Source organism: Lachnospiraceae bacterium, from assembly GCA_025758065.1.
Classification (GTDB): domain Bacteria; phylum Bacillota; class Clostridia; order Lachnospirales; family Lachnospiraceae; genus Enterocloster.
Window position 1 is genome coordinate 2,778,125 of sequence record CP107199.1, and the last position, 12,967, is coordinate 2,791,091.

Below are 12,967 nucleotides of genomic sequence, written 5' to 3' on the forward strand. Positions count from 1 at the left end.
GTATTGCATTTTGGTTTGCTTTTTGCTAGAATAGAGCGGAGTAGTGGCAGATAATGGAGGAAGAATAGAATATGAAACAAACTGTTCGAGGAAGAAAAAAACCTGGAAGAAGGTCTGATGATAAAACTAAGTATGCCAGATTGCTGGCAATCCCGGCAGCAATAGTGTTGGTACTGCTGATTGTGATCCTGGTCATGGATAAGAAACCGGGAAGCAGTAAAAATACAGAGGATACCACAGTATCTGAAGCTTCAGATATTTCTATAGAAGGAGATACAGAAAGCAGTACGGATGATGCATCTATTGAACCGGATAACAATGAATATAATCAGGATTTTTCTGCGTATGAACTCCAAAAGGACGCAAATCCCCAGGTCAATGAGCTGATTAGCACTTATTTTCAGGCAAAAGTGGATCAGGATGCCCAGATGCTTTATAAGGTATTTGGAAAAGAAGAGGATGACCGTATAGAGGAGAGAAAGCAGCAGTTAAAAGATGAAGCTGTTTATATCGAGGACTATCAGGATATCACCTGTTATACAAAAGCGGGAATGACAGATGATTCATATGTGGTATATGTGACCTATGATGTAAAATTCAGAAGAGTGGACACTCTGGCACCTGGTCTTATGTGGTGTTATGTAGTGAAAAATGATAACGGCGATTATATTATCCGTGAAAATGTTTTGGGTGATGAGGCGGATTATGTTGCCAGCCAGAACCAGACAGAGGATGTACGCCTTTTATCGACCCAGGTCAATGAACGCTTAAAACAGGCTATTGAATCCGACAGCCTTTTAGCCGGTATTTATAAGGATCTGAGCAATGGTGCAGTAGTAAGCACTTCTGAAGATGAGGAAAATGCAGACAGCCAGGTTATGATCGGTGATGGTACAGATGCTTCTTCTGGTACAGGTGAAGAAACTACAGGTGCAGATGCTGCAGAAGGGACCACAGGTGAGACACCGGCAGAAGGAACAGAAGAAACCCAGACAGAAGCAGCAGGGGATAACTCTGATGCAGCTGTAGCTATACAGTAAGAAAATATGCAGTAAGAAAAATTAAAGGAAGTAACAGAAAAATGAATGTAAAAGATTTTAATTTTGACCTGCCACAGGAACTGATCGCACAGGATCCTTTGGAGGATCGTTCTTCTTCCAGGCTTTTAGTACTGGACAAGAAGACAGGCAAGACACAGCACAGGATCTTTAAGGATATTGTAGAGTATTTAAGATCAGGAGATTGTCTTGTGATCAATGATACAAAGGTTATCCCGGCAAGATTATTTGGCGTAAAAAAGGATACAGGAGCAAAAATAGAGGTGCTTTTATTAAAGCGCCGTGAAAATGATATTTGGGAGACTCTGGTAAAGCCGGGAAAGAAGGCAAAACCAGGAACTGTCATTGATTTTGGTGACGGTATCCTTACAGGAACTGTTATTGAGACAGTAGATGATGGAAACAGACTGATCCAGTTCTCATACGAAGGCATTTTTGAAGAGATATTAGACCGTTTAGGTCAGATGCCACTTCCTCCATACATTACACACCAGTTAAAGGATAAGAACCGCTATCAGACTGTTTATGCAGTTCATGAGGGTTCTGCAGCAGCGCCTACAGCCGGACTTCACTTTACAAAAGAACTGTTAAAGCAGATTGAGGATATGGGTGTGAAGATCGCTCATGTTACCTTACATGTAGGTCTTGGTACCTTCCGCCCTGTAAAGGTGGAAAATGTATTAGACCACCATATGCACTCTGAATTTTATGTAGTAGATGAGGCAGAGGCAAAAAAAGTAAATGAAACAAAAGCAGCAGGAGGCCGGGTGATCTGTGTGGGAACCACCAGCTGCCGTACAGTAGAATCTGCCTCCACAGAGGATGGTATTTTACAGGCAAAAACAGGCTGGACTGATATTTTCATTTATCCGGGATATAAGTTTAAAATCCTGGATGCACTGATCACCAATTTTCATTTACCGGAATCTACACTGGTGATGTTAGTCAGTGCATTAGCAGGAAGAGAGAATATTTTAGCAGCATATAATGAAGCGATCAGGGAAAGATACAGATTCTTTTCTTTTGGCGATGCCATGTTCATCGCTGATGATCCACAGCCTGTAAAGAAAGCGTAGGAAGTAAAGAAAGCGTAGGAAGTTAAATGGAAGAACGTCTGAATAAATGGCTTAGCCGCATGGGAGTGTGTTCCAGGCGGGAGGCAGACCGGCTGATCAGTGAAGGCAAAGTTTTAGTTGACGGAAAAACTGCCCAGATGGGTCAGCGTATAGAAGATGGACAGAAAGTAATATGCGATGGAAAGCCGGTAGGTGGTGCAGACGGCGGGCGGGGAGAAGTAAAACCTCCCCGCCCTGTTCTGCTTGCGGTAAATAAACCAAGAGGGATCGTCTGCACTACTTCCGACAAAGACCGGGCAGAAAATATTGTAGAAATGCTTTCTTATCCGGAACGTATTTACCCTGTTGGCCGTCTGGATAAAGAGTCTGAGGGACTGATCCTTATGACGAATCAGGGAGATCTGGTAAATAAGATCATGCGCAGTACCAATGCCCATGAAAAAGAATATATCGTTACTGTAGATAAGGTTCTGACAGATGAATTTATCAAACAGATGTCAGAAGGCGTGTGGTTAGAGGAATTAGAGCGGAAAACACTTCCGTGTAAAGTACGAAAACAGGGAGAACGCCGTTTTTCTATTATCCTGACTCAGGGTTTAAACAGGCAGATCCGGCGGATGTGCCAGGCCTGCGGTTATCGGGTGCATCTTCTTAGGCGGGTGCGTATTATGAATATCCAGTTAGGCGGTTTGAAAACAGGGGAATATCGTAAGATCACCGGGGAAGAATATAAACGGCTTATAAAACTGCTGGAAGGTTCCACAAGTCTGTCTAAGTCAGACAGAAGAGGAAAACGATATGTGGCTTTTCACTCTAAGAATGAAGATCAGGTGAATAAATGGAAACAGAGATCCGGAGAATGAAAGAACTGATCCCCCAGCTTCGTCAGGCTGCGAAAGCCTACTATCAGGAAAGCCGGGAGATCATGAGCAATTTTGAATATGATAAGCTGTATGATGAGCTGTCTGCCCTGGAGGCAAAGACAGGGATCATCCTGTCGGGAAGTCCCACACAGCAGGTAGGTTATCAGGTTTTAAGTGAGCTTCCAAAAGAGACCCATGAAGAGCCTATGCTGTCTCTTGATAAGACAAAGAGTGTAGAGGACTTACAGCAGTGGTTAGGAAACCAGAAAGGCCTTTTATCCTGGAAAATGGATGGCCTTACGGTAGTTCTTACTTATGAAAATGGAACGCTGGTAAAGGCTGTTACCAGGGGAAATGGGGAGATCGGGGAAGTTATTACACCAAATGCAAGGGCATTTTCCAACATCCCCCTGGCAATTGCCTATAAGGGGCAGCTGATCATCCGGGGCGAGGCAGTCATTACCTATACAGATTTTGAACGTATTAACGATGAGATCGGTGATGCAGATGCCAAATATAAAAACCCGCGAAACCTTTGCAGCGGTTCTGTGCGCCAGTTAAACAGTAAGATCACAGCAGAGCGCAGTGTTCATTTTGAGGCTTTTGCCCTGGTTAAGGCAGAAGGTGTTGACTTTAAAAATTCCAGAAAAGAGCAATTTTTATGGCTGAAAAACCAGGGATTTGAGGTCGTGCATCACGAAGAAGTAACAGCAGCCGATCTAATGGATAAGGTTGCCTGGTTTGCAGGGCAGATCGGGCATAATGATATTCCTTCAGATGGCCTGGTGCTGTTATATGATGATATTGCCTATGGTGATTCACTGGGACGTACGGCCAAGTTCCCGCGAAATGCCATTGCTTTTAAGTGGCAGGATGAGATCCGGGAGACCACATTATCCTATATTGAATGGAGTCCTTCACGAACCGGTCTGATCAATCCGGTGGCTGTGTTTGAGCCAGTTGAGTTAGAGGGGACTACTGTCAGTCGCGCCAGCGTCCATAATATCAGCATTATGGAAGGGCTGGAGTTAGGCGCAGGAGATAAGATCACGGTATACAAGGCAAATATGATCATCCCACAGATCGCAGATAACCTGACCCGCAGCGGTGTAAGGGATATTCCTAAGATCTGTCCTGTATGCGGCGGCGCTACACAGATCCGCCAGACCAATGATGTAAAGAGTTTATATTGCACTAATCCAGAATGTCAGGCAAAAAAGATCAAAAGCTTTACTTTGTTTGTAAGCCGTGATGCCTTAAATATAGATGGATTATCAGAAGCAACTCTGGAGAAATTCATCGGTGCCGGTTTTATCCACGAATATGCAGATATTTTCCATTTATCAGACCATAAAGAAGTGATTACAGAAATGGAAGGCTTTGGTCAGAAATCCTATGATAATCTGATTAGTTCCATTGAAGCTGCCTCCCACACCACACTGCCAAGACTGATATATGGTCTGGGAATTGCAGGAATTGGTCTTGCAAATGCGAAAATGCTCTGCCGTCATTTTAACTATGATCTGGATCAGATGCGTCACTGCGACGTGGAAGAGCTGACAGCAGTAGATGGCATTGGCAGTGTACTGGCTCAGGCATGGGTAGATTACTTTGCTTCTGCAAAGAACAATGAGGTATTAGATCATTTATTGCAGGAGCTTCACATTGAAAAAGAACAGGCAGAGGAAAATGGTACTGCTTTCACAGGAATGACCTTTGTTATCACAGGCTCTGTAGAGCATTTTGCAAACAGAAAGGAATTGCAGGCACTGATCGAGAGCAAGGGAGGAAAGGCAACAGGTTCTGTTACCTCAAAAACCACGTATCTGATCAATAATGATACACAATCCAGTTCTTCTAAAAATAAAAAGGCAAAGGAACTGGGGATTCCGATCCTTTCGGAAGAAGATTTCCTGAAACTGCTTCAGGAGAAGGAAAAGGGGGAAGGCTGATATGCCTATTAAAGTACAGAAGGATCTGCCTGCAAGGGCGATCCTGGAATCAGAAAATATATTTATCATGGATGAAGACAGGGCTATGAGCCAGGATATCCGACCTTTGGAGATCCTGATCTTAAATCTCATGCCTTTAAAGGAGGATACAGAGACACAATTGCTGCGTGCGCTGTCAAATACACCGCTGCAGGTGGACTGTACCTTTTTAATGCTGTCTACCCATGTGTCCAAAAACACATCTGCCAGTCATTTAAACAAGTTTTATGTGTCCTTTGACAGCATCAGAAAGAAAAAATTCGATGGAATGATCATCACAGGTGCGCCTGTGGAAAATATGGACTTTGAAGAGGTAAACTACTGGAAAGAGCTTTCCGGTATCATGGAGTGGAGTAAAACACATGTGACCTCGACTATCCATATCTGCTGGGGAGCCCAGGCGGGACTGTATTACCATTATGGCATCCCGAAATATAAGAGAGAAGAGAAACTTTCCGGTATTTATAAGCACAGAGTATCAGACCGGAAGGTGCCGTTAGTACGCAGCTTTAATGATACCTTCCTGGCACCTCATTCCCGTTATACAGAGGTCCGCAGGGAAGATATTGAGAAGCACCCGGAGCTGGTCATTCTGGCAGAGTCCGAAGAAGCCGGAATATTTCTGGTAATGAGCCGTGATGGAAAGCAGATCTTTGTCCAGGGCCATCCGGAATATGACCGTATGACTTTAAATAACGAATACCACAGAGATCTGAACAAGGGGCTGAACCCATCTCTTCCGGTTAATTATTATGAGGATAATGATCCGTTTTCCGTACCGGAACTTACTTGGAGAAATACTTCTAATACATTGTATACCAACTGGCTGAATTTCTATGTATACCAGATGACACCGTATTTGTTGGATGATGGGGAGTAGGAGCTAGTACATCAGCAGTATCATAGACTATGTAATAAATATGAAAAAACCTTCCGGCACGGAAAATATTCCAATGCCGGAAGGTTTTTAACTTTTTTCACGAATTCCTCCGAAACAGGATCCAACCTCACATTATCTCACATCTTATCCCTGCAGCTTCGCATTAGGATTGATCACATATCCATTGCGGTTTCTCTGAGGGCTTGGAGGCATCTGCCATTTATTATGGTCAGTATGCAGCAGCATATGGGATTTGTGGCTTAATGGCTGTTCAAAGTAGTTGTCATAAAGAGCCTTCACATCAGGATTTTCATGGGAACGGCGGATATCAGCATTCGCGTCCAGGAAATACAGGTTCTTTCCGCGTTCAAAGGCCATTTCCACGCCGTCATGCTGAGGCTGTCCGCCTCCGCCTACACAGCCGCCAGGGCATGCCATAACTTCTACAAATTCGTAATGCTTTTCACCGCGTTCAATGGCTTTTAACAGGTTTCTGGTATTTCCCAGACCGCTGACAGCAGCAATACGCAGGATCTGTCCGTTTAATTCAAATTCAGCTTCTGTAATACCGGTCTCCTGGGAGGAAGCGCGTACATTTTTAAAGGCATCAGGAGCGCAGTTTTCGCCCATGATAGCATAGTAGGCAGTACGCAGGGCAGCTTCCATAACACCGCCTGTAGCGCCGAAGATCACACCGGCACCGGAAGCGTCGTGGAAGATACGATCCGGTTCAATATCAGTAAGACGGTCAGTAATGATGCTGGAACCCTTGATCATGCGGATCAGCTCACGGGTAGTGATCACGCAGTCTGTATCATGACCTGCATATTCCTTGTAGAACAGCTCCATATTTGCTTCGCCCTTTTTAGCCAGGCAAGGCATAATGGCAACAGAGAAGATATCTTCCGGCTTTTTGCCGATCTGCTCTGCAAAATAGCTCTTCATTACAGCACCAAACATCTGCATTGGGGATTTGGCAGTAGATAACTGTTTTACAAACTGTGGGAATTCACTCTTAACAAAGCGTACCCATCCCGGACAGCAGGAAGTGAACATTGGACGGTCTTTTAAATCCCCTTTGCCAAGGCGGACTAACAACTCATTTGCTTCTTCCATAATGGTAAGGTCAGCAGTGAAGCAGGAGTCAAATACATAATCAGCTCCCATTTTCTTCAAAGCGTCAAAAATCTTTCCAATGGTAGCTTCTTCCCGTGTAAATCCAAGACCTTCGCCCCATGCAGCACGGACAGCAGGAGCAACCTGTACAACAACTGTTTTATTAGGATCAGCTAAAGCTCTCCATAATTTTTCTGTATCGTCACGCTCATGAAGTGCTCCAACAGGACAGTGGGTGATACACTGACCGCAGAGAGAACAGTCTGCTTCATTTATCTTACGGTTTCCGGTTACATTAATAGTAGAACGGGAACCGGTACCTTCCAGATCCCAGATATTTAAGCCCTGGATCTTGTCACAGACCTGAACGCAGCGCATACATTTAATGCATTTTTCGGATTGACGGATCAGAGGGAATGTTTTATCCCATGGCTGCTTTTCCAGACGTTCCTCAAAAAGACCATCCTGGACGTTCAGATCCGTTGCGATCTTCTGAAGAGAACAGTTGCCGCTTCTTACACAGGTAGCGCACCGGCAATCATGCTGGGATAAGATCAGCTGAACAGTAAGACGGCGGTCTAAGCGTACCTTTGGGCTGTTAGTATAAACGACCATGCCTTCTTCTACCTTATTGTTGCAGGCAGTGATCAGATGGTCACGTCCTTCTAATTCTACAACGCATACGCGGCAGGCAGCGATCTCATTTAAACCTTTCCAGTAGCATAAGTGTGGGATATGGATGCCGATAGACTCGGCTGCTTCCATTAAGGTAGTGCCTTCTTTTACAGATACAGGCAGTTTGTCGATGGTTAAATTTACCATAATTTCTCACGCCCTCCTTTAAAGATTCCAAAGCCGAAATGATCGCAGCGGAGGCAGCGTCCGGATTCCTGCGCTATTTCTTTCTTGTTCATGCAGTTTTCAACACCTTCAAAATCGTGTTTACGTTCACTTGCTTCCCGTTCAGACAGTTCTACACGGCCGCATGGAGTATGGTCGTTGTTATTTGGGATCGGGATCTCAATATCACAGGTGATTTCATGGTGATATCCTAAATATTCGTCAATGTTGGCAGCAGTTACCTTTGCGGCAGCTACGGCTTTGATAACAGTGGCCGGGCCGGAAGCACAGTCACCGCCTGCAAATACGCCTGGGATATCAGCAAATCCACCGTTTGGCAGAGTAACGATCTTACCTCTGGATACCGGGATACCAGACTCTTCATAATGTTTGACCTCAATATTCTGGCCAATGGCAATGATCATGGTCTGGCATGGGATCACATATTCCGGTTCACCGCTGGCAGTTACACTTGCACGGCCGTCTTTGATGGTACTGATCATCTGAGGAGTGACCCGGACACCACTTACACGTCCATTTTCATCAACTTCAATGCCAGCCGGAGCAACCAAAGTGAGCAGTTCTACACCTTCTGCAACAGCTGCCTCGATCTCAGCAGGAAGAGCAGTCATATCAGCTACGCGGCGGCGGTAAACGATGCTGACTTTCTTTGCACCCAGACGGATGGCAGTGCGGACAGCATCCATGGATACGTTTCCGCCACCGATGACAGCTACTTCCTGGCCGCTAAGATCAGGACAGTCCCCAAGGCTTACGTTTCTAAGGAAATCCACAGCAGAAGTAATACCCGCTGCATCTTCATTTGGAAGGCCAAGCTTCTTATCTGTAGAAGCGCCTACTGTAATAAGCACTGCGTCATATACTTTTCGCAGTTCGTCCAGTTTAATATCTTCACCGATCTTTACATTGTAATGTACCTGGATGCCGGTTTCCAGGATGGCATCTGTATCTTCTTCCAGGCGGTTCTTTGGCAGACGGTAGTTTGGAATACCGTATCGCAGCATACCACCCAGCTTTGGCAGCATCTCATAAACAGTGACCTGATGGCCCATTAACTGCAGATAATAAGCAGAAGAGAGGCCGGAAGGTCCGCCGCCTACAACGGCGATCTTTTTGCCGGTGGAAGGACCACAGGCTGGCGGAGTGACTTTTCCTGCAAGATCAGCAGCAGCACGTTTCAGTCCCCGGATATTTACAGAGGTATCTACCATATTGCGGCGGCAGCGTGCTTCGCATGGATGTTCGCAGATAAAACCGCAGGTAGAAGGGAATGGGTTGTCCTTGCGGATCAGCTGGATGGCATCTGCAAAGCGTCCGTCTCTTACCAGGGCAATATAACCTGGAATGTCTACATGGGCCGGACAGAGGGCAACACATGGAACTGGCTGGGAAATAGCGCAGCTGCATCGTTTATTGCGGATGTGTGCCTCAAAATCATCACGGCAGGTATGTACCATGCGCCATACCATTTTGGCTGCTTCAGAGCCAATGGCACAGTCGGCGGTCTGCATAATGGAAAGGGCAGTCTCCTCGATCAGGTCCAGGATCTCGTAATCAGCATCGCCATTTAACACATTGGTGATCATATGTTTCAACTGATGAAGTCCCACACGGCAGGGAACACATTTTCCGCAGGTCTGGGCATGGCACATTTCGATAAAAGCCCTTGTTATATCAACAGGGCAGATACCTGGAGGGCTGGCCACAATACGCTGCTCCAGATTTTTGTAAAGACTCTCAACCATCAGCTGGTCTTTACTTGGGGTGAACAACTCCAATCTGCTCATATAAATCCTCCTGAACATATATTTTGTTTAATGATAATAAATGTCATTAATTAGTATAACATATAGTTGTAAAAAATGCACTATAAAATATACAAAAAAATTGTAATAATTTTTAGATATCTAAAAAAGTTTGCAAAAAGAGCTGCTTGTGCTTGAAAAGCGGCGTATGGACACTGTTGTTTGTATCCAAATGGACCGAGATAGTGGAAATAAAAAACTTGACCCTACAATTATTATAGAGTATAAACTGATACAGGCAGAAAAAATGCTATGAAACAGACAACAGGAGAGACATATATTATGGAAAGAAACCTTACAGAAGGAAGCATATTTAAAAATATTATCTATTTTTCCATTCCTTATTTATTGGCGTATTTTCTTCAGACCTTGTATGGAATGGCAGATCTGTTTATCATCGGCCAGTTTGAGGGCGTGGCAAGTACCACGGCTGTGTCTGTTGGAAGCCAGGTCATGCACATGCTTACGGTGATGATCGTAGGTCTGGCAATGGGTGCCACTGTAAATATTGGACAGGCCATTGGTGCTAGGGATAAGAAGCGGGCGGCGGTGGATACGGGAAATACAGCTACTTTATTTATGATGCTTTCTGTTATTTTGACGGTTGTTCTATATTTTTGCGTAAATGGCATTGTAGGGATCATGTCTGTACCGGAAGAGGCAGCAGCAGGAACAGCAATGTATTTAAAAATTTGTTTTATGGGAATCCCTTTTATTACAGCTTATAACATTATCAGTTCTATCTTCAGGGGAATGGGAGATTCTAAAAGCCCTATGTACTTTATAGCCATTGCCTGTGGTGTAAATATTGTGCTGGATTATATTTTTATGGGAGTCCTGCATTTGGGACCTTCCGGTGCAGCACTGGGAACTACCTTATCCCAGACAGTGAGTGTGATCGTGGCTCTGACCATGTTTATAAGGGGAAAAACAGGCATTACCGTAAAGAAAGATGATTTTAAACCCAGAAAAGAAACGATGGGAAGATTGTTAAAGATCGGTTTTCCCATTGCCATGCAGGATGGCCTGATCCAGGTGGCATTTATCATTATCACTATTATTGCAAACAGAAGAGGCCTGACAGATGCGGCGGCAGTAGGTATTGTGGAAAAGGTGATCAGTTTTTTGTTTTTAGTGCCTTCATCCATGCTCTCCACCGTATCAGCCTTAGGAGCCCAGAATGTAGGTGCAGGAAAGCCGCAGCAGGCAGTGGCTGCCTTAAAATATGCTATCAGCATTGCAGGTGGATTTGGCCTGCTCATAGCTATTATCATCCAGTTTACAGCTGGAAATGTGGAGAACCTGTTTACTAATGACCAGGCTGTGATCTGTGCAGGTACTCAGTACCTGAAGGGCTATATTTGGGACTGCATGTTTGCAGGGATCCATTTCAGCTTCAGCGGCTATTTCTGTGCCTGCGGACGGTCCGGATATTCCTTTATCCACAATATTGTCTCTATTGCCCTGGTGCGTGTTCCTGGCGTGTACCTGACGTCTAAGATATTTCCTGAAACATTATTTCCAATGGGACTGGCAACTGCAGGGGGATCTTTAGTGTCTGTTGTGATCTGTGCTGGATTATTTCTGCTGCTGCAAAGACAGAACCCACAGAAAAAAGCATATAGTGGCAGAGCATGAAAAATGGAAAAATGGTGTTGCCAAATCATTAAAAAAATGATACCCTTTTAAAAGCTCAACTGAAAACTTGCAGCATCTGGAAAAAAGGCGGTTCAATATAGGGAATACATGATAGAAACCGCCAGGGAAGTGGGGTGAAAATCCCCCGCAGCTGCCTCTACTGTAATTATGTGACTGTCCGGGACAATAAGTGCCAGATAGTTATATTGGGGACAAAGGACAAAAAAGTCACTGCGAAAGCGGGAAGGCGTCCGGAGGATGAACCATAAGCCAGGAGACCGGCCAGATGTCTGACAGAGGAATAGTCTGGGACAGGGACTATTACCTTTCAGTCTGTAAAAACATGTGCATATAGGAAAAATGTATTTAAATTATATGTAAATATGTAACTTTGCAGAAGATATGGCTCTGTTATGCAATTTATGATGGAGAGCATATTTATCCTTGTGCGAAAGGCTGTACAAATAGATGAAAACAGCAAAATAGAGGCACATAGGACAGGCAGACTGAAAGGAGACATAAAGATGAGAAACAGCAAGAGATGGCTGGCAGCGATCTTAGCAGGTGCTATGATCGCAGTAACAGGATGCGCAGGAAACACTGCATCTAAACAGGAGACCACAGCAGCGCAAACAACCGCGGCAGAGACAACAGCAGAGGAAACAACTGCTGCAAAGACCACTGCAGAGGCAAAAGAGGGAGAAACAACCACATTCGTAGATGACCTGGGAAGAGAAGTAGAACTGGAGCTTCCAATCACCCGTGCCTGCGTTGCAAACCGTTATAATAACGAGCTAATCCGTGCCGTTGGCGCTGGTGATGCAGTAGTAGGTGTAGATCAGTACACCTCTCAGGATCCGGTATACTGGCCACAGTTTGGTGAAGATGAAACATTCGGAAAAGATGAGTATGATTACGAGAAGATTGTTGCATTAGATCCTCAGGTGCTGGTAGTTCCAAAGAACGGCAAAGTAGAAGAGTCTGTTGATAAATTAGAGTCCTTTGGCATTAAGGTAGTTGTTATTACAGGATGGGATAACTCTGATGTTCCAAAGCAGATCCGTCTTTGCGGCGAACTGTTTGGAAAGCAGGAGCAGGCAGAAGAACTGGTTGACTTTTATCAGAAACCAGTTGACTATATCAACCAGCAGTTAAAGCAGGTAACAGACCGCAAGAAAGTTTACTGGGAATATGGCAATGATTACAGCACCTGTATTCCAGGAACTTCTAACGATGGCTGGCACAACATGATCCTTATGGCTGGCGGTATTAATATTTTTGGTGATGCTTCCTTAGCTGGTAAGGACATTGATCCAGAGCAGATCTTAACAGAAGATCCAGACCTGATCGTAAAGATCTATGCTGGTAAAAATGTAATCGGAAACAGCGGTGTATTTACAGCACCACCACAGGAAGAATTTGCTGAGAAGGCGGAAGAAATGCTTGAACGTCCAGGCTGGAAGGATTTAAAGGCTGTTAAGGAAGGAAACTTCTATATTAATACAGCATTTATGAACGGCGGTCTTGGAAAGATGATCGGAGCTGCTTACATGGCAAAATGGCTGTATCCGGATCTGATGACTGACTTAGATCCAGATGCTATCTTTACCCAGTGGATGAAGTATCAGGGCTTTGAACCAAACGCACCTCATTATTATCACGTACCTGCACAGGGTTAA

9 protein-coding genes and 1 riboswitch are annotated in these 12,967 nt (G+C 44.6%); of the genes, 7 read left to right on the plus strand and 2 right to left on the minus strand.

Annotation, left to right across the window (positions count from 1 at the left end):
• Positions 1-71 precede the first annotated feature (71 nt).
• The 5 genes from OGM16_12975 to metA are packed head-to-tail and all read left to right on the plus strand — an operon-like array spanning position 72 to position 5,868.
• On the plus strand, positions 72-1,040 hold the full coding sequence (locus OGM16_12975; GenBank protein UYJ45716.1) for a hypothetical protein: 969 nt from the start codon (positions 72-74) through the stop codon (positions 1,038-1,040).
• Positions 1,041-1,081: 41 nt separating this feature from the next.
• Positions 1,082-2,134 carry a tRNA preQ1(34) S-adenosylmethionine ribosyltransferase-isomerase QueA gene (gene queA / locus OGM16_12980; GenBank protein ID UYJ45717.1) on the plus strand — a complete coding sequence of 351 codons (1,053 nt, stop codon included), beginning with the start codon at positions 1,082-1,084 and terminating at the stop codon, positions 2,132-2,134.
• 26 nt (positions 2,135-2,160) lie between these two features.
• Positions 2,161-2,997, plus strand: a complete 837-nt coding sequence (locus tag OGM16_12985; protein UYJ45718.1) for a pseudouridine synthase — start codon at positions 2,161-2,163, stop codon at positions 2,995-2,997.
• Entirely contained in the window at positions 2,973-4,949 is a 1,977-nt protein-coding gene (gene ligA / locus OGM16_12990; protein UYJ45719.1) for an NAD-dependent DNA ligase LigA, read from the plus strand. Before OGM16_12985 ends, ligA begins: the two co-directional genes overlap by 25 nt.
• Position 4,950: 1 nt before the next feature.
• Positions 4,951-5,868: a homoserine O-succinyltransferase gene (metA, locus tag OGM16_12995; GenBank protein ID UYJ45720.1), complete on the plus strand. Its 918-nt coding sequence runs from the start codon at positions 4,951-4,953 to the stop codon at positions 5,866-5,868.
• A 144-nt stretch (positions 5,869-6,012) separates the two neighbouring features.
• Here metA and OGM16_13000 read toward each other — a convergent pair whose 3' ends face one another.
• Positions 6,013-7,806, minus strand: a complete 1,794-nt coding sequence (locus OGM16_13000; protein UYJ45721.1) for a [FeFe] hydrogenase, group A — start codon at positions 7,804-7,806, stop codon at positions 6,013-6,015.
• Complete coding sequence (locus tag OGM16_13005; protein UYJ45722.1) at positions 7,800-9,632, minus strand: NAD(P)-binding protein; 1,833 nt, start codon at positions 9,630-9,632, stop codon at positions 7,800-7,802. Before OGM16_13005 ends, OGM16_13000 begins: the two co-directional genes overlap by 7 nt.
• 300 nt (positions 9,633-9,932) lie before the next feature.
• Here OGM16_13005 and OGM16_13010 point away from each other — a divergent pair, with 300 nt between their 5' ends.
• Positions 9,933-11,288: an MATE family efflux transporter gene (locus OGM16_13010; protein ID UYJ45723.1), complete on the plus strand. Its 1,356-nt coding sequence runs from the start codon at positions 9,933-9,935 to the stop codon at positions 11,286-11,288.
• Between the two features lie 71 nt (positions 11,289-11,359).
• Positions 11,360-11,590: riboswitch (cobalamin riboswitch) on the plus strand.
• Between the two features lie 222 nt (positions 11,591-11,812).
• Entirely contained in the window at positions 11,813-12,967 is a 1,155-nt protein-coding gene (locus OGM16_13015) for an ABC transporter substrate-binding protein (protein ID UYJ45724.1), read from the plus strand.